Source organism: Piezobacter thermophilus (assembly GCF_055386745.1).
The window spans coordinates 1,754,173-1,776,598 of the sequence record NZ_AP042380.1 but is presented as its reverse complement, the minus strand read 5'-3'; the positions used below and the strand labels follow the sequence as shown (position 1 = coordinate 1,776,598).

Below are 22,426 nucleotides of genomic sequence, written 5' to 3'. Positions count from 1 at the left end.
CCCCTACATCTTGCGCAATTCGCGGCGCAGGATCTTGCCGACGGTGGATTTCGGCAGCTCGTCCACGAAGGTGATCCTGCGCGGGGTCTTGTAGGCGGTCATTTCCCTGCGGCAATGGGCGATGATCGCGTCCTCGGTGACCCGGGCGCCCGGTTTCGTGACCACGAAGATCGCCACCGCCTCGCCGGTCTTCTCGTCCGGGATGCCGATGCAGGCGCATTCGGCGACGCCCTCGACGGCGGTGACCACCGCCTCGACCTCGTTCGGGAAGACGTTGAAGCCCGAGACGATGATCATGTCCTTCTTACGATCGACGATGCGCAGGAAGCCCCTGTCGTCGAACACGCCGATGTCGCCGGTGCGGAAATAGCCGTCCTCGGTGAAGGCCTCCCTGTTGGCCTCGGGCCTGTTCCAGTAGCCTTTCATCACCTGCGGGCCGGCAACGCAGATCTCGCCGCGCTCGCCGATCGGCACCTCGCGGCCCGCATCGTCCAGCAGCTTGACGTCGGTCGAGGGCACCGGCAGCCCGCAGGAGCCGGTGAATTCCTCGATTCCCATCGGCACGATCGACACCAGCGGCGAGGTCTCCGACAGCCCGTAGCCTTCGGTGATGTGCATGCCGGTCAGCTTCTTCCAGTTCTCCGAGACGGTCCTGATGATCGCCGCGCCGCCGCCGATCGAGATCTTGAGCCGGGAGAAATCGACCTCCCGGGTGCCCGGGTGCATGGCCAGCCCGGCAAACAGCGTGTTGACGGCGGGGAACACGGTGATGCCCGCATTCTTGATCGCGCCCAGAAAGGCGTCGATATCGCGCGGGTTGGGGCTCAGTTCAGCACCCGGATCCCGGCCCTTTCGAAGGCCTCTACCGTTTCGGCCGGCGCCGCCTTGTCGGTGACCAGCACGTCGATCCGTTCGGGCGGGCAATAGCGCACCCGGCTGGTCGCGCGCAGCTTGCCGTGATCGACCAGCATCGCCACCTGTGCCGCCTGCGCGATCATGGCGCCGGCGACCTCGGCCTCGTGCAGGTCGAAATCGAAGGCCCCTTCGGCCGGGTCCAGCGCCACCGGGGCGACGATGGCGATATCGGCGCGGAAGCGTTCGATCTCGGCCAGGGTCAGCGCGCCGTAGGTGCCGGGCACGTCGCTGACCAGCTTGCCGCCCAGAAGCACCAGCTCGATGTCCGCGCCGGCGCTCTGGATCGTGGTGGCGATGTCGATGGAATTGGTCACCACCATGATATCGGGCACCCGCATCAGCTCCTGCGCGAAGACCGAAGTGGTGGATCCGGCATCCACCATCACGCATTGACCGGGCCGGATCAGCCCGACCGCCTTGCGGGCGATTTCGCGTTTCTCGCGCTGGCGGGTGTTCATGCGCTTGCGGAACGGGGCCTCGACCGTCGGCTGCGGCAGCACCGCGCCGCCATGGACGCGGGCGATCCGGCCGTCGTTTTCCAGATCCATCAGGTCGCGGCGGACGGTCTCGCGCGACACGCCCAGAAGGCTGGCCAGCGCCCCGGCGCTGACCTGCTGACGGGAATCCAGGATCTCCATGATCCGCCGTTTGCGTTCGCGTGCCCACATTGCCCCGCTCCGCCCCTCTGCCCGCCCTTCAGCCGGCGCCCTGCGCGCCACCCTTGCGGGCGGTCAGCCTCAGCAGCAGCTTCATGGAAACAAGAGCCGTCGCCACGACCAGCATCACCGCGGTCGAGAACGCCGCCGCCTGCGATGTCAGCCCCGCATCGTCCAGCCGCATGATGGTAACCGCTGCCACCGTCAGTTTCGGCGTGGTCAGGAAGATCACCGCCGAGAGCGTCACCATCGAACGCATGAACAGGAAGAAGAACACCGAAACCAGCATCGGCGCCAGGAACGGGGCGATCACGCCGAGCGCGATCCGTCCCAGCCCGGCCCCCAGCGTTGCGGCGGCTTCCTCAAGCGCCGCGGGAAGTTGGCGAAAGCCGGTCATCACGGTCAGGAAGGCCTGGGTGTGGTAATGGTAGAAGTTCACCGCCGCGATCAGCGCCGCCGTGCCATACAGCAGATAGAGCGGCGTCGCGGTCGAGTTGAAGGTCAGGATGTAGGCCAGTCCCAGCACCATGCCGGGCACCGCCGCCGGCATCACCGCGATGACCTGCACCGGCCGGGCGATGGCGGCCGGCATGCGGCGCAGCCCCAGCCCCAGCGCAAAGACCAGCACCGTCCCGCCGGTGGCGGCCATGACCGAGATCAGGATCGTCATCCACAGCGAGGAATACCCCCCCGCCAGGGTGATCGCGTAGTGCTTGAAGGTCAGGTCGAAGCGATAGGGCCACAGCTTCACGAAGCTGGCATAGACCACGATCGCTATCACCAGCGCGATTGCTGCCGCGATCAGGAAGGACAGCGCCGCCATGGGAACATCGCGCGCCGGCGCAAATGCGGGCACGAAGGGCACGGCGGCGCTGCCGCCCTGGTCGTGGCGGCGCTTCATGGCCTGGCGCTCGATATAGTAGGCCACCACCGTCGGCAGCAGCAGCATGATGCCCACCACCGCGCCCAAATTGAAGTTCATCTGGCCGATCACCTGCGCGTAGATCTCGGTGGCCAGCACCGAGTAATCCCCCCCGATCACCGCGGCGTTGCCGAAATCGGTGATGGTGATGATGAAGGTGACGAAGGCGGCATTGAGGATGCCGAAGCGTGCCGCCGGCAGGGTGATGTCGCGGAACTGCCGCCAGGGCGAGGCGCCCAGCACCTCGGCTGCCTCGTAGGTGCGGGCATCCGACAGCGCCAGCGCCGCGCCGATGATCATCACCGCCTGCGGCAGGGCATAAAGAGTATTGGCGATCAGCAGCCCCCAGAAGCCGTAGATGTCCAGATCGGTGCCGAACAGCCGGTTGACCAGCCCGTTGCGCCCCAGCAGGAAGATCAGCCCCAGCGCCTGCACCAGCGACGGCGCCAGCAGAGGCAGCACGATGGCCGCCCGGATCAGCGCCTTGCCGCGAAAGGCGCAGCGATGCAGCGCATGGGCAATGACGAAGCCCAGCGCCACCGCAATCGCCGTGGTCGAAAGCCCCATCAGCATGGAGTGCCGCGTCGCCCGCCAGAAGCCCTTCGTGCCCAGCACCTCGACATAGTTGCCCAGCCCGTAGCTGCCGTCGCCTTCGGTGATCGAGCGCAGAAAGACGATGACCATGGGGAAGAGGAAGAAGATCACCAGCCCCAGCGCCGGAATCCCGAGGCACAGCGCCGCCAGAAGCGCATCGCCATCCGGCGCCCGGCGCCGGGCAGAAGCCGCCATCCCGGTCATGCCCGTCCCCCGCCCGCGGCGGCGGCCCCCGTTTCCGGTTGCGTTCCCGGATCGGCTTCGCGGCCGGTTTCGCCCCCGGCTTCGTCGCCGGTGTCGTCGATGACCCAGGTGCAATCCTGCGCCCGGATCGTCAGTTCCACCCGGCTGCCTTCCCGCAGGTCCACGGCCCCGTGGGTTTCCACCGTCAGCAGCCCGGCGGGGCTTTCCACCTCGAGCCGGCGCAGATTGCCCAGGAAGGTCGCCGCGCGCACGGTGGCGCTCCCTCCGGGGTCGGGTCGCACATCGATATGTTCGGGGCGGATGCAGGCGTGATAGCGGCCCCGCCGGTCGCCGGGATGGCCGGCCATGAGGACGGGAAAATGTGCCCGTACCCGTTCGGCCTCAAGCAGGTTCGAGGTGCCCATGAACTCGGCCACGAAGCGGGTGGCGGGACGCAGGTAGAGCTCTTCCGGGGTGCCGGCCTGGACCACCCGGCCCGCGCTCATGCAGATGATGCGGTCGGCAAGCGCCAGGGCCTCTTCCTGGTCATGGGTGACCATCAGGGTTGGAATCCCGAGGTCGCGCTGAAGGCGGCGGATCTCGGTGCGCAATTCGGCCCGCACCTTGGCGTCAAGCGCCGAGAGCGGCTCGTCCAGCAACAGCACGCGCGGATCGACGGCGATGGCCCGGGCCAGCGCGATGCGCTGCTGCTGCCCGCCCGAAAGCTGCCAGGGTAGGCGGTCGGCCAGATGCGGCAGGCGGATCATCTGCAGCAGCGCGTCGGTGCGGGCCCGGATCTTGTCGGGCGGGATGTTGCGGATCTTCAGCCCGTAGCCGATGTTTTCGGCCACGGTCATGTTGGGAAACAGCGAATAGGACTGGAACACGATGCCGAAGCCGCGCTTGCGCGCAGGCAGATCGGCGATCGAGCGCCCCTCCAGCAGCACGTCGCCGGCGTCGAACCCGGTCAGCCCGGCGATCACCCGCAGAAGCGTGGTCTTCCCGCAGCCCGAGGGCCCCAGCAGGCAGACGAATTCGTCAGCGCCCACCGACATCGAGACATTGTCGAGGGCGGTGAAATCTCCGAATTTCTTGGTCAGGTTCTGGACGTCGAGATATCTGTTCGGATCCACGGGCAAGGTCCTTGGGCGGTCGGAACGGGTCGGGGTGATGGGCCGGGCGAGGGAACCGGCGCACGCGGCGCCGGTTCGCGGATCATGCGCGCGGCGGGGGCGGCGTGGCCCCCGCCGGTCGGCCGGGGCCTAGCGGCCGAACATTTCCTTCCACTTCTTCTTGATCTCGATCTGGCGTGCGGCCGAATCGGCGAAGTCGATCTTCGCCAGAACCGTGCTGATGTCGGCCGGCAGACCGGCCTTGACCGCCGCCTCGGGCGGCTTCACCCCCGGCACCGTCACCAGCGCCTTGAAGCTGCCGTAGAGCGAGATCGCCTCGGGCGACATGGTCCAGTCGAGGAAGCGCTTGGCATCCTCCTTGTTGTCCGAGCTCTTCATCAGCCCCGAGGCCTCCAACTCATAACCCACGCCGCCTTCGGGGAAGACCATGGCCAGCGGATAGCCGGCCTCGATGGACTTCAGCGCCGTGAAGGCCAGCGAGATGCCCACCGTGTATTCGCCCGCCCGCGCGGCCTTGCAGGGCTTGGAGCCCGACGAGGTGTATTGCGCCATGTTCGGGTCGATGCGCGCAAGCTGTGCCCAGCCTTCCTCTTCGCCCAGCGACTGCAGCACCGCGATGACATGCAGATAGCCGGTGCCCGAGGAATTGGGATCGGGCATCAGCACCTCGCCCTTGAAGGCGGGGTTTTCCAGATCCTTCCAGCTTTTCGGCATCGGCAGGCCCTTCTGCCTGAGCCGCTCGGTATTGACGCAGAAGGCCCCCATGTAGCCGGTGGGCGCGAACCAGCGGCCCTGCGGGTCGCGGAAGGCCGAATCGAGCACCTCCGAGCCCTTCGCCTGGTAGGGTTCCAGCATCTCTAGGATGCGCGGATCCATCATCGCCGTGACCGCCCAGCCCCAGATCACATCGGCCTGCGGATTGCCGGCCTCGGCCAGAATTCGCGCACCCAGCTTGCCCGTGGACAGGCGCAGCACGTTGATCTCGATGTCGGGCATCGCCTTGTTGGCGGCGGCGATGTAGTCGGCGATCTCCTCTTCCTCCAGCGCGGTATAGACCGTGATCGATCCGGCCGACACCATGCCGGCCATCGACCACGCCATGATCGCCGCCGCCGTGTTCCTGACCCAGTTCTTCATCGTCTTCCTCCATGTTGTGACGCGGCCCCCTTCGGTGGCGGGGGCGCCCCTGTTCCGGGCGGGTTCGGTTTTTCTCGTATTCCCCGCAGGCCTCTGCCCGGCGGGCCGGGCAATGAGGATAATTGTGCAGTTTTGCATTTTTTTGCTTTTTGTCTAACGATTTTTGGTGCATGCGCATTGGTATCCATCTGGAACGATCGCAGCGACAGGGCGGGGGTGTCCCCATGGAAGAGCGCAAAAAGGCACTGCATCTGAATGAGTTGGCGGAATTTTCCGTGGCGCTGGCGCGCTCGGCCGCGCCCGAGGCCATGTCCTGGTTCCGCCGTCCCATGACCGTCGAGAGCAAGCCTGACCTTTCTCCGGTCACCATTGCCGACAGGCGGATGGAGGCCGCGATTCGGGCGCGCATCAATCGCCGCTGGCCCGATCACGGCATATTCGGCGAAGAACACGGGCAGGAAAATCTCGACCGGGAAAACATCTGGGTGGTGGATCCCATCGACGGCACCCGCAGCTTCATCACCGGGATGCCCACCTTCGGGACGCTGATCGCGCATCTGGTCGGCGGGCGGCCCGTGGTCGGGGTCGTCTTCATGCCCGCTCTGGACGAATGCTGGGTCGGGGTCAGGGGCCGGCCGACGCGGTTCAACGACGCGCCCTGCCGCACCAGCGGCTGTACCCGGCTGCAGGATGCCCGCCTCTACGCCACCTCGCCCGACATGTTCGACGAAGCCGGCCGGGCCGCTTTCGAGCGGGTCAGCGCGGGGGCGCTGATGCGCCGCTTCGGCGGCGACTGCTACGCCTACGGGCTGCTGGCCGCGGGCCACGTGGACGCGGTGGTGGAGATGGGCCTGCACCCCTATGACTACCTGGCGCTGGTGCCGGTGATCGAAGGCGCGGGCGGGGTCATCACCGACTGGCGCGGGACGCCGCTGGGGCTGGAGTCGTCCGGTCACGTGGTGGCCGCGGCCAGCCCGGCGCTGCATGATGAGATTCTTGCTCTGATGGACCGGCCCCCGGCATAGGGCGTGTCGCGTCTGAGTGGTTTCAGCGGGCTGAAGAGCGAGGGCATGCGGCCGCCCGGGCGGGCGCATGCCCGGGTCGCAAGCGCCCCGGGAAGGGTGTATGTGATCAGACGCGGCATGCCCCGGACCGCACGTCCGCCGGCGCCGGTCCCGGCCCGCGGTTTCGTTCTTGCAGGGCCGAGATAGGAACGGACGCATGGTAGGCCCGGCAGGACTCGAACCTGCAACCAAAGCGTTATGAGCGCTCTGCTCTGACCATTGAGCTACGGGCCCGCCGCGTCCCTGCGTAACACGAACCCCGGGCGCGTCAAGTGAGACGTTGCAAGGCGGCGCGCAATGGACTAACCCGCCGGCAACCGACAGCCAGAAGGACAGCAAGCCATGACAGCGGGCAAGACGGGCAAGACGGGGATGACCTATGCGCAGGCCGGCGTGGACATCGCGGCGGGGAATGCCTTGGTCGAGCGGATCAAGCCCGCCGCCCGGCGCACCGACCGGCCCGGCGTGACCGGGGGGCTCGGCGGTTTCGGAGCGCTGTTCGACCTGCGTGCGGCGGGGTTTGTCGACCCGGTGCTGGTGGCGGCCACCGACGGGGTGGGGACCAAGCTGCGCATCGCCATCGATACCGGCAATGTCGGCGGCGTGGGCATCGATCTCGTGGCCATGTGCGTCAACGATCTTGTCTGCCAGGGGGCCGAGCCGCTGTTCTTCCTCGATTATTTCGCCACTGGCCGGCTGGACACCGAGGTCGCCGCGCGGATCATCGAAGGCATCGCCGAGGGCTGCGTGCGCTCGGGTTGTGCGCTGATCGGGGGCGAGACGGCGGAAATGCCGGGCATGTATCCTCCGGGCGATTTCGACCTGGCCGGATTCGCCGTGGGCGCGATGGAGCGCGGGCAGGGCCTGCCCCGGCCCGTGGCCGAGGGCGACGTGCTGCTGGGGCTGGCCTCTTCGGGCGTGCATTCCAACGGCTATTCGCTGGTGCGGCGGCTGGTGGAGCGGGCCGGGCTGGGCTGGGAGGCCGACAGCCCCTTTGGCGGCGGAACGCTGGGCGAGGTGCTGCTGCGGCCGACGCGGCTTTATGTGCGCCCGGCGCTTGCCGCGATCGGCGCGGGCGGCGTTCATGCGTTGGCCCATATCACCGGCGGCGGGCTGACCGAGAACCTGCCGCGGGTGCTGGGTCCGGGGCTGGGGGCCGAGATCGACCTTGATGCCTGGGATCTGCCGGCGGTGTTCGCCTGGATGGCCGAAACCGGAAACATCGACGATTCGGAGATGCTGCGCAGCTTCAACTGCGGCATCGGCATGGTCGTGGTCTGCGCCCCCGACCGGGCCGAGGCGCTGGCCTCGGGGCTGGAGGAGGCGGGCGAGGAAGTGGTCCGCATCGGCGCGGTCGTCGCGGGCGAGGGCGTGCGCTATTCGGGCAGCCTGCGGTGAAGAAGCGCGTCGCGATCCTGATCTCGGGTTCGGGTTCGAACATGGTGCGCCTGGTCGAGGACATGGCCGATCCGGCGCATCCGGCCCGCCCGGTGCTGGTGCTGGCCAACGATCCGGCCGCCGGGGGGCTGGAAAAGGCCCGCGCGCTGGGTGTGGCAACGGCGGTGGTGGATCATCGCCCCTTCAAGGGGGACCGGGCGGCCTTCGAGGCCGCGATCCAGGCGGAACTGGACAGGGTTGAACCGGACATCCTCTGCCTTGCCGGTTTCATGCGGGTGCTGACGGGCGATTTCGTGCGCCGCTGGGAAGGGCGGATGCTGAACATCCATCCCTCGCTGCTGCCGAAATATCGCGGGTTGCATACCCATGCTCGTGCGCTTGAGGCGGGCGAGCGCGAACATGGCTGCACCGTGCACGAGGTCACGGCCGAGCTGGACGACGGGCCCATCCTCGGGCAGGCGCGGGTGCCGGTGCAGCCCGGCGACACGCCGCAGACGCTTGCCGCGCGGGTGCTGGTGCAGGAGCACCGCCTCTACCCGGCGGTGCTGCGCCGCTTTGCCGCCGGCGACCGCCGGCCGGTCCTTCTGTAGATCCCTTTCCTGTCCCGGTGCCGGGGGCGGTTTGCATTGTCCTGCGCTTCGGCCTATGAGAGCGTGATGCGCCGGCAGGAATCCGCCGCGTGACGAACCTCAGGAACGAGATATCGAATTGAATGCTTACCTTGACCACGACGCAGCAGCTGCGTGACTTCTGTCAGGCGGCGCGCGCGCATCCTTATGTGACCATCGATACCGAGTTCATGCGCGAGCGGAGCTATTTCTCCAAGCTCTGCCTGATCCAGATGGCGGTGCCCGGACAGGACGGGGAAGGGGACGCGGTGCTTGTGGACCCGCTGGCCGGTGATGATCTGTCGCTGGATCCGCTGTACGAGCTGTTCCTGGACGAGAACGTGGTCAAGGTGTTCCACGCCGCCCGGCAGGACCTGGAAATCTTCTGGGTCGATCGGGGGATCTTTCCGAAACCGCTTTTCGATACGCAGGTGGCGGCGATGGTGTGCGGGTTCGGCGAACAGGCGGGGTACGAGACGCTGGTGCGCAAGATCGTGAAGACGTCGCTGGACAAGACCTCGCGCTTTACCGACTGGTCGCGCCGGCCGCTGTCGGATGCCCAGAAGGCCTATGCGCTGGCCGATGTGACGCATCTGCGCCGGATCTACGAATTCCTTGCCGAGAAGCTGGAACAGACTGGGCGCACGCATTGGGTGGCCGAAGAGCTTCAGACCCTGACAGACCCGGCGACCTACGACATCCGCCCCGAAGAAGCCTGGCGGCGGATCAGGACGCGGACCAGTTCGCCGAAATTCCTGGCAGTGGTGCGGGAACTGGCGGCCTTTCGCGAATCCTATGCCCAGGAGAAGGACATTCCCCGCAGCCGTGTGTTCAAGGATGATGCTCTGGTCGAGCTGGCCTCGACCCGGCCGCGCACCCTGGCTGACCTGGGCGCCTCGCGGCTGCTGTTGCGCGAGGCCCGCAAGGGGCCGATCGCCGAAGGAATCCTGGCCGCGGTGGAGCGAGGGGTGAACTGCCCGCCGGACAAGCTTCCGCAACCGGATCGCGGGCGCGACAGGATGCAGGTCAACCCGGCACTGGCCGACCTGCTGCGGGTTCTGCTCAAGGCCAGGACGGAACAGGCCGGGGTGGCGGCGCGGCTGATCGCGCCGAGTGCGGATCTCGATGCCATTGCCGCCGGGCGGCGCGACGTGCCGGCGCTGTCGGGCTGGCGGCGCGAGGTGTTCGGCGCCGATGCGCTGCGCCTGTGCGAAGGACGCATCGGTCTGGCCGCCAAGGGGCAGAGTGTCCGGGTGATCGAGCTCTGAACCGGTCCGCTTTCCCGCGCCCCGAGCGCGAGGCAGGTCGTTCGGCCTGTCAGCGGCGGCGTGTCTGCAGCGTGTTTTCCTGGCCCGTCACGCGGATCGTCCGGATCCCCTCCAGTTCCTTGCGTGACAGCGTCAGGGCCTCGTGCACGGTGCGGCTGCGTTCGTTCCCGACATCGGTGGGGTTGGCCGGATAGACCACGCGGAAAGACAGGGACAGGGTGTCCTTCCGGTCGCCGTCGGCGGGTGGGATCGGGCGCAGCTCGGTCTGATACGGCCCTTGCCGCTCGGCCACGCCTTCGGCATAGATGATGGCGCCGCTGGGCGTGGGTTCGACCCGCAGCACGGTGACCCGCGCGATCGGCACGCTGCGGTCCTCGGGGGTGGGGCGGGCCAGAAGGTTGCGGCCGGCCGAGGCGGGCATCAGGGGGTTGGTTTCGCCCGACGTCGCGGCCGGTGCCTTGTCGCGGCCGCCGAACCAGTTGGCGGGATTGACGCGCGAGTTGCTCCAGCCGCTGCAGCCGGCCAGGATCAGGCTGGCGGCCAGAAGGAGCGGGATCGGTCTGTGCATCATGTCCTGCCGTGGTTGCTGTCGCCTCGTGCCCATCGGTTACCGCATCCGGCAGCGGTTGAAAAGCCGCAAGGCGGGGGCTGGACAGCGGGGCGGGGGCGTCCTAGGTCAGAACGGCACCAGGAAATGCCCGGAGAGACACCCATGGCCAGCCCCGCCTTTGAGGAGATCGTTGAGGATTTCGAGTTTCTCGACGACTGGGAGGACCGGTATCGCCACGTGATCGAGCTGGGCCGGGCCATGGCACCTCTGGACGAGGCGCTGAAGGTGCCGGCCACGAAGGTTCACGGCTGCGCCAGCCAGGTCTGGCTGCACCCGGTGATCGAGGACGGCATCTTCCGTTTCGACGGCGACAGCGACGCGATGATCGTGCGCGGTCTGATCGCGGTGTTGCGGGCGCTGTATAACGGTCTGCCGGTTGGCGAGGTGGCACGGGTGGACGCCCAGGCCGAACTGGCGCGGCTGGGGCTGAACGAGCATCTCTCGGCGCAGCGCTCGAACGGGGTCCGGTCGATGGTCGAACGGATCCGTGCCGTTGCGCTGGAACATGCCTGAGGTTTCCGGTTACGGGAACCGGCCCGACCGCAGGCGCGGACGCGGGGCGCCGCGTGCCTCCGGCGGGAGTATTTTTGGCAAGAGGAAGGTGAGGGGCGTTGACGGGCTGGCATGTGCGCGCTAGCCCGCAGTCATGGCACGCGTTCCTCTTTTGCAATTGTCGGGGATTTCGCTGACATTCGGCGGCGAGCCGGTGTTTGCGGGGCTTGACTTGGTGGTGCAGCCGGGGGACCGGATGGCCCTTGTCGGGCGCAACGGGTCCGGCAAGTCCACTCTGATGAAGGTGATGGCCGGGCTGGTGGAGGCGGATGCGGGCGAGGTCATCCCCGGCCCCGGCATGCGCGTGGGATACATGGAGCAGGATCCCGACATGTCCGGTTACGCCACGCTGGGCGATTTTGCTGCCGCCGGGTTGGAGCCGGGCGAGCTTTACCGGGTGGAGCGGGCCGGCGAGGGGTTGAAATTCGACCTCGCTCGCGCGGTGGAGACGGCCTCGGGCGGGGAGCGGCGGCGGGCGGCGCTGGCTCGGCTGATGGCCGAGGCGCCGGATCTGATGCTTCTGGACGAGCCGACCAATCATCTGGATATCGAGGCGGTGCTGTGGCTGGAGGCCGAGTTGAAGGCGACGCGGGCGGGGTTCGTCATCATCAGCCACGACCGCGCGTTCCTGCGTGCGCTTACGCGGGTAACGCTCTGGCTGGACAGGGGAAGATTGCGGCGGTTGAACGAAGGTTTCGGGCAGTTCGAGGCCTGGCGCGACCGGGTCTGGGCCGAAGAGGATTCGGCGCGGCACAAGCTGGATCGGCGGATCCGCTCCGAGGGTCGCTGGGCGGTGGAGGGCATCAGCGCCCGGCGCAAGCGGAACATGGGCCGGCTGCGGCGTCTGCAGCAGATGCGGGCCGAGCGGGCGGCGCAGATCCGGCGGCAGGGCGTGGCCGGGCTGAGCCTGGACAGCGGTCCGAAATCCGGGCGCAAGGTGATCGAAGCCAAAGGAATTTCAAAGTCATATGGGGACAAGTTGATCTGCCGGGACTTCTCGCTCACGGTGATGCGGGGGGATCGGGTGGCGTTTGTCGGTCCCAATGGCGTGGGAAAGACGACACTGTTGAAGATGTTGCTGGGCGAGGTTGCTCCCGACAGTGGGACGGTGACCCACGGCACCAATCTGGAAATCGCGGTGTTCGATCAGGCGCGGGAGCAGCTGGATCCTGATGTGACGCTGTGGGACAGTCTCACCCATGATCCGGGCATGCGGGTGTCGGGGCAGTCGGACCAGGTGATGGTGCGGGGGCGCCCCCGCCATGTGGTCGGTTATCTGAAGGATTTCCTGTTCGACGAGCGACAGGCCCGCGCCCCGGTACGGTCCTTGTCGGGGGGTGAAAAGGCGCGGTTGCTGCTGGCCCGGCTGATGGCGCGGCCCTCGAACCTTCTGGTTCTGGACGAGCCCACCAATGATCTGGATGTGGAGACGCTGGACCTGCTGCAGGAGGTTCTGGACGATTACGACGGCACCGTTCTGCTGGTCAGCCATGACCGGGATTTCCTGGACCGGGTCGCCACGGCAACAATCGCGATGGAAGGGGACGGCCGGGCGGTTGCCTATGCCGGCGGCTGGTCGGACTATCAGTTGCAAAGGCAGGCCTCTGGTTCGGAGAAGTCCGAAAAATCAAGAGGATCCAAGGCGAAGATAAAGAAGGTGCCGGCCCGGAAACCAGCGGCAAGGCCGGGCCTGACCTTTACCGAGAAGCACCGTCTTGAGGTCTTGCCGGATGAGATCGGGCGGCTTGAGGCGGAGATTGCGAAATTGCAGGAGCTGCTTTCGGATCCCGATCTGTTCGCCCGCGCACCGGTGAAATTCCGCAAGGCGACCGAGGCGCTGGTGGCGCGGCAGGAAAGGCTTTCTGCGGCCGAGGAGGAGTGGCTGGTCCTGGCCGAGAAGGCCGAAAGGACCGGCACGGCGGGGTGAATTCGCCGCGCCGGTCTGTGCATGGGGTGGCGGTTTCAGCGCATCCTGAGCGCGCCGTCGAGGCGGATCACTTCTCCGTTGAGGTAGCCCATCTCGATGATGAAGCCCGCCAGGCGGGCATATTCCGACGGATCTCCCAGTCGCGGCGGGTTGGGCACGTCGGCGGCGAGCTGGTTCTGGACCTCTTCGGGCAGGCCGGCCAGCATGGGGGTCTTGAAGATGCCCGGGGCGATGGTCATCACCCGGATCCCGGAGGAGGCCAGGTCGCGCGCCATCGGCAGGGTCATGCCGACTATGCCGCCCTTGGAGGCGGAATAGGCGGCCTGTCCCTTCTGTCCGTCGAAGGCCGCGACCGAGGCAGTGTTGATGATCACCCCGCGGGCGCCGTCCGGTTCGGGGTCGTTCCGTGTCATCTCGGCCGCGGCCAGGCGGGAGACGTTGAACGTGCCCACGAGGTTGACGTCGATGGTGCGGCGGAAGGCATCCAGCGGGTGGGGGCCGTCGCGGCCGACGGTCTTGATGCCGTAGGCGATGCCGGCGCAGTTGACGCAGGCGGTGATGCGGCCCATGGCCTTCATGGCATGGGCGATGGCCGTCTGCACCGAGGATTCGTCAGTCACATCGGTTCGGGCGAAATGGCCGCCGATCTCGGCGGCGAGTTTCTCGCCGCGTTCGGCATCGCGGTCGAGGATGGTGACCTGTCCGCCATGGGCGGCGATGTGACGGGCGGTGGCTTCGCCAAGGCCCGAGGCGCCGCCGGTGATCACCGCGGCGGTCGTGGAAAGTTGCATGGGTTCGCTCCCGTCATTTGAACATGCGTTCATTTAGACGCGATGCGGTTGCGCTGTCCAGCGGTTGCGGGCGGCGTGTCGGGGTGGTCAGGGGCTCTGCCCCTCTGCGCGCCGTGGCGGCGCGCATTCACCCCGGAGTATTTGGGGCAAGAGGAAGGGGCGGAGCTCTTGTATTCGGACTTGCCTCGGGGCAGGAGGCGAGGGCAGGCTGGAGCAGAGGAGGGGCCCATGAAGGTAGGTGGCAGGCATTACCGTTCGCTGTGGTGGGATGAGGGCGAGGAGGTTCTGAAGATCATCGACCAGCGCTGGTTGCCGCACGAGTTTCGGGTGCAGCCGGTGGCGGCGTTGCAGGATTTCGTCGACGCCATCGTCCAGATGCGGGTGCGCGGGGCGCCGTTGATCGGGGCCACGGCGGCCTACGGGGTGGTCTGTGCGATGCGCGCGGATCCGTCCGACCAGAGCCTGGAGGCGGCCTGCGTGACGTTGAATGCCACGCGGCCCACGGCGGTCAATCTTCGCTGGGCGCTGGAGCGGTGTCGGGACGTGTTGCGGCCGATCCCGCCGGCCGACCGTGCCGGTGCGGCGTTGACGCTGGCGCAGGAGATTGCCGACGAGGACGTCGAGATCAACCGCCGTATCGGGGTGCACGGGCTGGAGATCATACGCGGTATTGCTGCGGGCAAGCGGGCGGGAGAGCCGGTGCGGATCCTGACCCATTGCAATGCCGGGTGGATCGCGACGGTGGACTGGGGTACGGCCACCAGCCCGATCTATCAGGCTCATGATGCGGGGCTGGAGGTGCATGTCTGGGTGGACGAGACGCGACCGCGCAACCAGGGGGCTCTGACCGCGTGGGAGCTGGGCAGTCACGGCATTTCGCACAGCTATATCGCCGACAATGCCGGTGGCCATCTGATGCAGCACGGGCTGGTGGACATGGTGATCGTGGGCACCGACCGCACCACGCGGACGGGCGACGTGTGCAACAAGATCGGCACCTATCTCAAGGCGCTGGCGGCGCGGGACAACGGGGTGCCGTTCTATGTTGCCCTGCCGTCGCCCACCATCGACTGGACGGTAAGGGACGGTCTGGCCGAAATCCCGATCGAGGAGCGCGCCGCGGAGGAGGTCACCCATGTCCAGGGGCGTCTGGCGGACGGGTCCGTCGGTTCGGTCCGGGTGACGCCCGACGGTACCGGCGCCGCCAATCCCGCCTTTGACGTCACGCCGGGGCGGCTGGTGACGGGGCTGATCACCGAACGCGGCATCTGCCCGGCCACGGCCGAGGGGCTGGCGGAGCTGTTTCCCGAGAGGGCGGCGCCGTGACCCCGCCCTATGAGGATTGCACCGAGATCCGGCAGGCGATCATCGATACCTGCCTGCGGATGAATGTGCAGGGGATCAACCAGGGCAGCGCGGGCAATGTTTCCGTGCGGGCGGGGGAGGTGATGCTGATTACGCCCTCGGCCGTGCCCTACGAGGCGATGACCCCTGAGATGATCGTGGCGCTGCCGCTGGAGGGCGACGAGATGCCTGCGCAGGGGCCGGCGCCCTCGACCGAGTGGCGGTTTCACAAGCGCCTGCTGCGGGACAAGCCGGGGATGCATGCCGTCGTTCACGCCCATCCCGCCCATTGTACCGCCCTGGCCATCGCGCGCGAGGCGATTCCCGCCTGTCATTACATGGTGGCGGCCTTCGGCGGGTCGTCGGTTCCGGTGGCGGATTACGCGCCGTTCGGCGGCGAGGAGCTTTCCGAAAACGTTGCCCGTGCCATGCGCGACCGGCATGGTTGCCTGATGGCCAATCACGGTGCCGTGGTGGTGGGCGAGACTCTGGAAAAGGCGCTGTGGCGGATGGTCGAGCTGGAGGCGCTGGCGCGCGTTCATGTCATCGGCCGGATGATCGGGGCGCAGAACATTCTGACCGACGCCCAGATCGAAGAGGTCATGGCGGCGTTCGCGAATTACGGCTTGAAGTCCCGCTGAGCCCCGGGCAGAAGGGCGGAAATTTCCCGTACCGGGTCTGCCTGGCGAAGCGGCGGTGCCGGTGCGTTCCGCAAGGGCGGTGATGTGGCTTCCAGGATGTGGAAACATGTGTTTCCTTGGTTGACTTGTTCTAAAACAAATGAACAATCCGCCCTCGCAGGAGGGATTCGTGAAACGGGCCATCTCGATAGAGGACAGGGTTGCCGGCTGCTATGGTAATCTGAGCGCGCGGCTGCGGGATGCGGCGGATTACGTGGTGAACAACCCGGTGGACATTGCCACCCGGTCGCTGCGGTCGGTGTCGGCGGCAAGCGGCGTGTCGCCCGCCACGCTTTCGCGTCTGGCCCGGGTTCTGGGGTTCGACAGCTACGAAGAGTTGCGCGAGCAGTCGCGCGAAGCGGTCGGAAGCCGGGTTTTCTCGTTCTCCGAGAAGGCGGCGTTGCTCAAGGCGCAGGCCGGGTCCTGCGAGGCCATGCTCGACCGTCAGGCGGCGGCCTGCATGGGCAACATCACCCGGCTTGTGCAGGACGTGAACCGCCGGCGCCTGCAACAGGCGGTGGACGCGCTGGAGCAGGCGCGCAACGTCATCCTGTTCGGTGCCTTCGGTTCGACCGGGATCGTCGAATACATGTCCTACCTGGCAAACTATTTCGCCACGAACTGGACGCTGGCGGGGCGGATGGGGGCATCGCTGGGCTCGGCGCTGGCCTCGATGGAGGCCGATGACGTGCTGCTCATCGTGACCAAGGCGCCCTATGCCCGGCGCGCCATCGTGGCGGCCGAGACAGCCCGCAGCCGCGGGGCGCAGACCATCCTCATCACCGACAGCCATGCCTGCCCCGCGATCGGGTCCGCGACCTGCCATTTCATCGTTCCCTCCGACAGCCCGCAGTTCTTTTCGTCATACGCCGCGACGCTGGTCCTGATGGAAACGATGATCGCCATGCTGGTGGCGCAATCCGAGCGGAACCCGAGCCTTCGCATTCGCGAAGTCGAGGAAAGCAACCGAAGCCTGGGCGAGTTCTGGGCCGACTGAAAATCCGGAAACGACGAAGTCAAACACAACCAGAAGGGAGTACTTCATGTTTGCACGACTGAAACTGGGCGGGGCGGTTCTGGCCGCATCCATGGTGGCGGCCCCGGTGGCCATGGCCCAGGAGTTCATCACCATCGGTACGGGCGGCGTGACCGGCGTCTACTACCCGACCGGCGGCGCGATCTGCCGGCTGATGAACAAGAACCGCAAGGAATCGGGCATCCGGTGTTCGGTCGAATCGACCGGCGGGTCGGTGTACAACATCAACACCATTCGCGACGGCGAGCTGGAATTCGGCGTGGCCCAGTCGGACTGGCAGTACCATGCCTACAACGGCACTTCCAAGTTCAAGGATGCCGGCCCGTTCGAGGGTTTGCGCGCGGTCTTCTCGATCCATCCCGAACCGTTCACTGTGGTCGCCCGTGCCGATTCCGGCATTCGGACCTTTGATGATCTCAAGGGCAAGCGGGTGAACATCGGCAATCCCGGCTCGGGCCAGCGCGGCACCATGGAAGTGCTGATGGAGGCGATGGGCTGGACCACCGACGACTTTGCCCTGGCCACCGAGCTGAAGGCAGCCGAGCAGTCGGCGGCGCTGTGCGACAACCAGATCGATGCGATGGTCTATACCGTCGGCCATCCCTCCGGTTCGATCCAGGAGGCCACCACCTCGTGCGATTCGGTCCTGGTGAACGTGACCGGCCCGGCGGTGGACAAGCTGGTGGCCGAGAATCCGTTCTACCGCTATGCCACGATCCCCGGCGGGATGTATCGCGGCAACCCCGATGACGTGAAGACCTTCGGCGTGGGCGCCACGCTGGTGACGTCGGACAAGGTGAGCGAGGATGCCGTCTACTGGCTGGTGAAGTCGGTTTTCGACAGCTTCGACGACTTCAAGAAACTGCACCCGGCATTCGCCAACCTCAAGGAAGAGGAAATGATCAGGGACGGCCTGTCCGCCCCGCTGCATCCGGGGGCGGTGAAGTACTACAAGGAGCGCGGCTGGATCAAGTAACCGGCCCGAATGGACTTGACAGGGAGGGGCGCGGCCGCATGCGGCCGCGCCCGATCCAGTGTTGACCGGGGAATGTGCCCGATCCCCGGATGCCTGAACAATCCGACGGCGCGCGAACGCCGGCCGAGGGAGCCCGAGGGATGACGGAAAACCGAAGCACCGGTCGCCAACTGACCGAAGAGGAACTTCAGGAACTGGTGGCCGCAACCGATGCCGGGGCACGCAGCCCCGCGGGCGCGGTCGGCACGATGCTGGCGGCCGTGGCCTTGCTATGGTCGCTGTTTCAGGTCCTCCTGGCCTCGCCGGTGGCCAATATCGTGCTGCCGGGCGACGTGATCAACAATTCCCGCCAGATCCACCTTGCGTTCTCGCTGTTTCTTGCCTTCATGGCCTATCCGGCGCTCGCCTCCAGCCCGCGCGACCGGATCCCGGTGCAGGACTGGATCATGGCGCTGGCGGGGGCGTTCATCGCGCTTTACGGCTATTTCTTCTACCAGAAGCTGGTGAACTCGGGCGGGTTGGCCGATGACACCGACAAGTGGGTGGCGCTCGTGGGGCTTGTGCTGCTGTTCGAGGCCGCGCGACGCGCACTCGGCCCGGCAATGGCGATCATCGCGACGATCTTTCTTCTCTACGTCTTTTTCGGCTCGTCCACCTGGGTGCCCGACGTGATCCGCTGGAAGGGGGCTTCGCTGAAGAAGGCGATGAGCCACATGTGGATCACCTCCGAAGGCGTGTTCGGCATTGCCCTGGGCGTGTCCACCAAGTTCGTGTTCCTGTTCGTGCTGTTCGGCGCGCTGCTGGAGAAGGCGGGTGCGGGCAACTATTTCATCAAGATGGCCTTCGGCGCGCTCGGCGCGTTGCGTGGCGGTCCGGCGAAGGCGGCGGTGGTTGGATCGGCCGCGACGGGGCTGATCTCGGGGTCGTCGATCGCCAACGTGGTCACCACCGGCACCTTCACCATCCCGCTGATGAAACGCGTGGGCTTTTCCAGCGAAAAGGCCGGAGCGGTCGAGGTGGCCAGTTCCGTCAATGGCCAGATCATGCCCCCGGTCATGGGCGCGGCGGCGTTCCTGATGGTCGAATATGTGGGCATATCCTACGTGCAGGTCATCAAGCATGCCTTTCTGCCGGCGATCATCTCGTACATCGCGCTGGTCTATATCGTGCATCTCGAGGCGGTGAAGCAGAACCTGCCGACGCTGGGCGGCAAGGTTGTGAACATCGGCCGGACCGTTGCCGGCATGGCCCTTTTCTTCGCCGCCTTCGCGGGGTTCAGCTATGGCGTGCAGTATCCGGTGCGCTGGATCGTGGCGATGGTACCCGAGGGCAGCGGCTGGATTCTCGCGGCGCTGACCTTCCTGGCCTATGTGAGCCTTCTGTGGGTGGCCGCGCGCGAGCCGGACCTGGAGCCGGACGACCCGAACGCAGAAGTGGTCGAGCTGCCCGACGTGGCGCGCATCTACAAGAGCGGGCTCTACTATCTGCTCCCGATCGTCGTGCTGGTCTACTTCCTGATGATCGAGCAGAAATCCCCAGGCCTGTCGGCCTTCTGGGCCACCTTCCTGCTGTTCGCGATCCTGCTGACCCAGCGGCCGATCAAGGCGGCCTTCCGGGGCGAAAGCGAGCTGGCGAACGCTTTCGCGCTGGGGGTTAAGGAACTCGTCCAGGGAATGATCGACGGCGCCCGCAACATGATAGGCATCGGTCTGGCAACGGCCACGGCGGGGGTGATCGTGGGTACGGTGACTCTGACCGGGGTTGGGCAGGTGATGGCCGATCTGGTCGAATTCCTGTCGGGGGGCAACCTGATCCTGATGCTGCTTTTCGTCGCGCTGCTGTCGCTGGTCCTGGGAATGGGGCTGCCGACCACGGCAAACTACATCGTCGTCAGTTCGCTGATGGCCGGGGTGGTAGTCCAGCTGGGCGCCAATTCCGGCCTGATCGTGCCGCTCATCGCGGTGCATCTGTTCGTGTTCTATTTCGGCATCATGGCCGATGTGACCCCACCCGTAGGGCTTGCCAGTTTCGCCGCCGCCGCGGTGTCGGGGGGGGATGCGATGCGCACCGGCTTCATCGCCTTCTTCTACAGCCTGCGCACCGTCGCCCTGCCTTTCGTGTTCATCTTCAACACCGACCTGCTGCTGATCGACGTGACCTGGTGGCAGGGGATCATCGTGTTCCTGGTCTCGACGGTGGGCATCCTGGTTTTCACCGCCGGCACGATGGGCTGGTTCGTCACCCGATCGCGCATGTGGGAGAGCGTGGCGCTGATCCTGATCGCCTTTGCCCTGTTCCGGCCCGGCTTCTTCATGAACATGGTGCAGGATCCGTGGCGCGAGATTCCGCCCGCGGCCTTCGTCGGGGAAGTCGGCCGGGCCGAACCGGGAACGCAGATGCGGCTGGTCATCAGCGGGCCGGATTTCGACACCGGGGAGTTGCGGGAATCGCATTACACGCTCGACATTGCCGAAGGAGCGACGGGCGAAGAGCGTCTCGCCGTTCCCGGCCTGACGGTGTACGAAGAGGACGGCGTGCTGAAGATAGAAGAGCCGTTCCCCGGCAAGCCGTTCTTCGAGAAGCTCCAGAATTTCGATTTCTACGGCGATGAACCGGTGCGCATCGTCGTCGTGCTGGAGCCCTCGGAGGGGTTGCCGAAGGAGTTGATGTTCATTCCGGCACTGCTTCTGCTGGGCGGGATCGCCCTTTTGCAACGCCGCCGCGCCGGCAAGACAGAGGAGGTCACGGCATGATCCGTTCAATCCTGTGCGCCATCGACATGAGCCAGCCGAAGCCGGACGACCGGCCGCTTCGCGTCGCTGCCGATCTTGCCCGCCATCATGGCGCGCAGCTGGACGTTGTGACGGTGGTGCCCGATTTCGGCGCCGGCGAGGTTTCCTCCTTTTTCCCCGAAGGGTACCAGGACGCGTTGCGCGACCGGACCGCGCGGGCGCTGGCCGCCCATGTGGGCGAGGTGCTGGGCGATGCGGTCAACGAAAAGGTGCGCCACGAGGTCGCCGTCGGCAAGGTCTACAGGGAGGTGCTGCGCGTGGCGAAGGAGGCTGGCAGCGACCTGATCGTCGTCGGGTCGCACGCGCCGGAGTTGCGCGACTACCTGTTGGGGTCGAATGCTTCGCGAATCGTGCGGCACGCGCCCTGTTCGGTGTACGTGGTTCGCTGACCACGCGTGGTCGCGGGGTTGGCGGGCGGCGGGGGCGAGGAGCCAGCCCCTCGCGCTCCCCGGGATATTTTCAGCCAGAAAAGATACGGCGCGTGCTGCGGCGGCGGTGTCAGAGTGCGGCCGAGATCGCGGTCTCCAGCTTGTCGGTGACTTCGTTGATCTGCTCGTCGGTGATGATGAAGGGGGGGGCCAGGAGGATGTGGTCGCCCTGGCGGCCGTCGCGGGTGCCGGCCATGGGGTAGCAGATCAGCCCGGCCTCGAAGGCGGCGGCCTTGATTCGTGCGGCAATCCCGCGGGAGGGGGCGAAGGGTGTCTTGCCGTCGCGATCCTCGACCAGTTCGATACCGCGAAACAGCCCCCGCCCGCGAATGTCGCCCACATGGGGATGCTGGCCGAAGCGCTCGTGCAGGGCGGCGTCGAGCCTTTCCCCCATCTCGCGCACGCGCGGGATCAGATTGCGCCCCAGCAGGGCGTTCACCACCGCCAGCCCGGCGGCGGTGGCGACGGGGTGGCCGATATAGGTGTGCCCGTGCTGGAAGAAGCCGGAGCCGGCCTCGATTGCCTGGTAGATCGTCTTCGAGCACAGCATCGCCCCGATCGGCTGATAGCCCGCGCCCAGCCCCTTGGCGATGCACAGGATGTCGGGGGCCACGCCGTCATGATCGCAGGCGAAGAGGTGTCCGGTGCGTCCCATGCCGCACATCACCTCGTCGAGGATCAGCAGCACGCCGTAGCGGTCGCAGATCTCGCGGATGCGGCAGAAATAGCCCTCGACCGCCGGCACCGCGCCGAGCGTTGCGCCGACGACGGGTTCGGCCATGAAGGCCATCACCGTGTCGGGGCCCAGCCGCAGGATTTCGTCCTCGAGCTCCTGCGCGACCCGCTGGCCGTAGTCGAAGGCGGTCTCATCCGGGCGCCGCTCGGCATATTCGTAGCAGGGCGAGATGTGGCTGACCTCGATCAGCAGCGGCGCGAAGCAGGCGCGCCGCCATTCGTTGCCGCCCGCCGAAAGCGCGCCCAGCGTGTTGCCGTGGTAGCTTTGCCTGCGGGCGATCAGGTGCCGCCGCTGGGGCTGGCCGATCTCGACGAAATACTGGCGGGCAAGCTTGATCGCGGCTTCGGTCGCCTCGGAGCCCCCCGAAACGAAATAGACCCGGTCGAGTTCGCCCGGCGCCTGCGCGATCAGCAGCTCGGCCAGCGCCTCGGCCGGTTCCGAGGTAAAGAAGCCGGTATGGGCGAAGGCCAGTTTTTCCACCTGGCGCTGCACGGCGGCGATGATTTCGGGGTCGCCATGCCCGAGGCAGGACACCGCCGCCCCGCCGGAGCCGTCGAAATAGCGTTTGCCCTGCGCGTCAAACAGGTAGCAGCCTTCGCCGCCGACGGCGACCGGCGGCTGCGACCTGGTATGGCGGGGAAAGACGTGGGACATGGAGGGTTCCTTTTTCGGGGAT

Annotated in this window: 20 protein-coding genes and 1 tRNA gene; 12 read left to right on the top strand and 9 right to left on the bottom strand. The window is 66.8% G+C overall.

Features of this window, described 5'->3' with window-relative positions; translation table 11 throughout:
• Positions 1-3: 3 nt before the first annotated feature.
• From ACZ5CM_RS08645 to ACZ5CM_RS08625, 5 genes are all read right to left on the bottom strand, one after another.
• Positions 4-924: an AMP-binding protein gene (locus ACZ5CM_RS08645; RefSeq protein ID WP_464637688.1), complete on the bottom strand. Its 921-nt coding sequence runs from the start codon at positions 922-924 to the stop codon at positions 4-6.
• Positions 825-1,583: a DeoR/GlpR family DNA-binding transcription regulator gene (locus ACZ5CM_RS08640; protein WP_464637686.1), complete on the bottom strand. Its 759-nt coding sequence runs from the start codon at positions 1,581-1,583 to the stop codon at positions 825-827. The genes ACZ5CM_RS08645 and ACZ5CM_RS08640 overlap by 100 nt, the downstream gene beginning before the upstream one ends.
• Positions 1,584-1,611: 28 nt before the next feature.
• Positions 1,612-3,291, bottom strand: a complete 1,680-nt coding sequence (locus tag ACZ5CM_RS08635) for an ABC transporter permease subunit (RefSeq protein ID WP_464637684.1) — start codon at positions 3,289-3,291, stop codon at positions 1,612-1,614.
• The gene (locus ACZ5CM_RS08630) at positions 3,288-4,403 is read right to left on the bottom strand and encodes an ABC transporter ATP-binding protein (protein ID WP_464637682.1); all 1,116 of its coding nucleotides are present in this window, start codon (positions 4,401-4,403) and stop codon (positions 3,288-3,290) included. Before ACZ5CM_RS08630 ends, ACZ5CM_RS08635 begins: the two co-directional genes overlap by 4 nt.
• A gap of 129 nt (positions 4,404-4,532) precedes the next feature.
• Entirely contained in the window at positions 4,533-5,540 is a 1,008-nt protein-coding gene (locus ACZ5CM_RS08625) for an ABC transporter substrate-binding protein (protein ID WP_464637680.1), read from the bottom strand.
• A gap of 224 nt (positions 5,541-5,764) precedes the next feature.
• On the opposite strand from ACZ5CM_RS08625, the gene hisN reads away from it, so the two are divergent.
• On the top strand, positions 5,765-6,565 hold the full coding sequence (gene hisN, locus ACZ5CM_RS08620) for a histidinol-phosphatase (protein WP_464637678.1): 801 nt from the start codon (positions 5,765-5,767) through the stop codon (positions 6,563-6,565).
• Between the two features lie 197 nt (positions 6,566-6,762).
• Here the strand turns inward: hisN and ACZ5CM_RS08615 are convergent.
• Positions 6,763-6,838: transfer RNA gene (locus ACZ5CM_RS08615), tRNA-Ile, on the bottom strand.
• A 108-nt stretch (positions 6,839-6,946) separates the two neighbouring features.
• On the opposite strand from ACZ5CM_RS08615, the gene purM reads away from it, so the two are divergent.
• The 3 genes from purM to rnd all read left to right on the top strand — a co-directional run bounded on the left by purM (position 6,947) and on the right by rnd (position 9,878).
• A complete protein-coding gene (purM, locus tag ACZ5CM_RS08610) occupies positions 6,947-8,002 on the top strand; it encodes a phosphoribosylformylglycinamidine cyclo-ligase (RefSeq protein ID WP_464637676.1) in 1,056 nt (351 codons plus the stop codon).
• Positions 7,999-8,592, top strand: coding sequence for a phosphoribosylglycinamide formyltransferase (purN, locus tag ACZ5CM_RS08605; protein ID WP_464637674.1), 594 nt, complete (start codon positions 7,999-8,001; stop codon positions 8,590-8,592). The genes purM and purN overlap by 4 nt, the downstream gene beginning before the upstream one ends.
• Positions 8,593-8,714: 122 nt before the next feature.
• Positions 8,715-9,878 (top strand): ribonuclease D, encoded by a 1,164-nt coding sequence (gene rnd, locus ACZ5CM_RS08600; RefSeq protein WP_464637671.1) that lies wholly within the window; start codon positions 8,715-8,717, stop codon positions 9,876-9,878.
• A 49-nt stretch (positions 9,879-9,927) separates the two neighbouring features.
• Here the strand turns inward: rnd and ACZ5CM_RS08595 are convergent, their stop codons facing one another.
• Positions 9,928-10,449, bottom strand: a complete 522-nt coding sequence (locus ACZ5CM_RS08595; protein WP_464637669.1) for a hypothetical protein — start codon at positions 10,447-10,449, stop codon at positions 9,928-9,930.
• 141 nt (positions 10,450-10,590) lie between these two features.
• Between ACZ5CM_RS08595 and ACZ5CM_RS08590 the strand changes: the two genes are divergently transcribed.
• Positions 10,591-11,001 carry a SufE family protein gene (locus ACZ5CM_RS08590; RefSeq protein WP_464637667.1) on the top strand — a complete coding sequence of 137 codons (411 nt, stop codon included), beginning with the start codon at positions 10,591-10,593 and terminating at the stop codon, positions 10,999-11,001.
• A 133-nt stretch (positions 11,002-11,134) separates the two neighbouring features.
• The gene (locus ACZ5CM_RS08585; protein ID WP_464637665.1) at positions 11,135-12,967 is read left to right on the top strand and encodes an ABC-F family ATP-binding cassette domain-containing protein; all 1,833 of its coding nucleotides are present in this window, start codon (positions 11,135-11,137) and stop codon (positions 12,965-12,967) included.
• Between the two features lie 35 nt (positions 12,968-13,002).
• Here ACZ5CM_RS08585 and ACZ5CM_RS08580 read toward each other — a convergent pair whose 3' ends face one another.
• Positions 13,003-13,758, bottom strand: coding sequence for a 3-hydroxyacyl-CoA dehydrogenase (locus ACZ5CM_RS08580; protein ID WP_464637663.1), 756 nt, complete (start codon positions 13,756-13,758; stop codon positions 13,003-13,005).
• A gap of 228 nt (positions 13,759-13,986) precedes the next feature.
• Here ACZ5CM_RS08580 and mtnA point away from each other — a divergent pair, with 228 nt between their 5' ends.
• The 6 genes from mtnA (at position 13,987) to ACZ5CM_RS08550 (ending at position 20,975) form a co-directional block, all read left to right on the top strand.
• Positions 13,987-15,084: an S-methyl-5-thioribose-1-phosphate isomerase gene (mtnA, locus tag ACZ5CM_RS08575; protein WP_464637661.1), complete on the top strand. Its 1,098-nt coding sequence runs from the start codon at positions 13,987-13,989 to the stop codon at positions 15,082-15,084.
• On the top strand, positions 15,081-15,743 hold the full coding sequence (locus tag ACZ5CM_RS08570) for a class II aldolase/adducin family protein (RefSeq protein ID WP_464637659.1): 663 nt from the start codon (positions 15,081-15,083) through the stop codon (positions 15,741-15,743). Before mtnA ends, ACZ5CM_RS08570 begins: the two co-directional genes overlap by 4 nt.
• A gap of 169 nt (positions 15,744-15,912) precedes the next feature.
• Positions 15,913-16,779 (top strand): MurR/RpiR family transcriptional regulator, encoded by an 867-nt coding sequence (locus ACZ5CM_RS08565; protein ID WP_464637657.1) that lies wholly within the window; start codon positions 15,913-15,915, stop codon positions 16,777-16,779.
• Positions 16,780-16,825: 46 nt separating this feature from the next.
• A complete protein-coding gene (locus ACZ5CM_RS08560) occupies positions 16,826-17,794 on the top strand; it encodes a TAXI family TRAP transporter solute-binding subunit (RefSeq protein ID WP_464637655.1) in 969 nt (322 codons plus the stop codon).
• A gap of 140 nt (positions 17,795-17,934) precedes the next feature.
• On the top strand, positions 17,935-20,547 hold the full coding sequence (locus ACZ5CM_RS08555) for a TRAP transporter permease (RefSeq protein WP_464637653.1): 2,613 nt from the start codon (positions 17,935-17,937) through the stop codon (positions 20,545-20,547).
• A complete protein-coding gene (locus ACZ5CM_RS08550) occupies positions 20,544-20,975 on the top strand; it encodes a universal stress protein (RefSeq protein WP_464637651.1) in 432 nt (143 codons plus the stop codon). Before ACZ5CM_RS08555 ends, ACZ5CM_RS08550 begins: the two co-directional genes overlap by 4 nt.
• A 109-nt stretch (positions 20,976-21,084) precedes the next feature.
• Here the strand turns inward: ACZ5CM_RS08550 and ACZ5CM_RS08545 are convergent, their stop codons facing one another.
• The gene (locus ACZ5CM_RS08545) at positions 21,085-22,404 is read right to left on the bottom strand and encodes an aspartate aminotransferase family protein (protein WP_464637649.1); all 1,320 of its coding nucleotides are present in this window, start codon (positions 22,402-22,404) and stop codon (positions 21,085-21,087) included.
• Between the last annotated feature and the right edge of the window lie 22 nt (positions 22,405-22,426).

Bases quoted from the DNA above. Each gene is read 5' to 3' on its own strand.
- ACZ5CM_RS08590 (WP_464637667.1), top strand. From the start codon at position 10,591: ATGGCCAGCCCCGCCTTTGAGGAGATCGTTGAGGATTTCGAGTTTCTC.
- ACZ5CM_RS08585 (WP_464637665.1), top strand. From the start codon at position 11,135: ATGGCACGCGTTCCTCTTTTGCAATTGTCGGGGATTTCGCTGACATTC.
- ACZ5CM_RS08560 (WP_464637655.1), top strand. From the start codon at position 16,826: ATGTTTGCACGACTGAAACTGGGCGGGGCGGTTCTGGCCGCATCCATG.
- ACZ5CM_RS08595 (WP_464637669.1), bottom strand. From the start codon at position 10,449: ATGATGCACAGACCGATCCCGCTCCTTCTGGCCGCCAGCCTGATCCTG.
- ACZ5CM_RS08635 (WP_464637684.1), bottom strand. From the start codon at position 3,291: ATGACCGGGATGGCGGCTTCTGCCCGGCGCCGGGCGCCGGATGGCGAT.
- mtnA (WP_464637661.1), top strand. From the start codon at position 13,987: ATGAAGGTAGGTGGCAGGCATTACCGTTCGCTGTGGTGGGATGAGGGC.
- ACZ5CM_RS08625 (WP_464637680.1), bottom strand. From the start codon at position 5,540: ATGAAGAACTGGGTCAGGAACACGGCGGCGGCGATCATGGCGTGGTCG.
- ACZ5CM_RS08640 (WP_464637686.1), bottom strand. From the start codon at position 1,583: ATGTGGGCACGCGAACGCAAACGGCGGATCATGGAGATCCTGGATTCC.
- ACZ5CM_RS08555 (WP_464637653.1), top strand. From the start codon at position 17,935: ATGACGGAAAACCGAAGCACCGGTCGCCAACTGACCGAAGAGGAACTT.
- ACZ5CM_RS08550 (WP_464637651.1), top strand. From the start codon at position 20,544: ATGATCCGTTCAATCCTGTGCGCCATCGACATGAGCCAGCCGAAGCCG.
- purM (WP_464637676.1), top strand. From the start codon at position 6,947: ATGACAGCGGGCAAGACGGGCAAGACGGGGATGACCTATGCGCAGGCC.
- rnd (WP_464637671.1), top strand. From the start codon at position 8,715: ATGCTTACCTTGACCACGACGCAGCAGCTGCGTGACTTCTGTCAGGCG.
- ACZ5CM_RS08580 (WP_464637663.1), bottom strand. From the start codon at position 13,758: ATGCAACTTTCCACGACCGCCGCGGTGATCACCGGCGGCGCCTCGGGC.
- ACZ5CM_RS08545 (WP_464637649.1), bottom strand. From the start codon at position 22,404: ATGTCCCACGTCTTTCCCCGCCATACCAGGTCGCAGCCGCCGGTCGCC.
- hisN (WP_464637678.1), top strand. From the start codon at position 5,765: ATGGAAGAGCGCAAAAAGGCACTGCATCTGAATGAGTTGGCGGAATTT.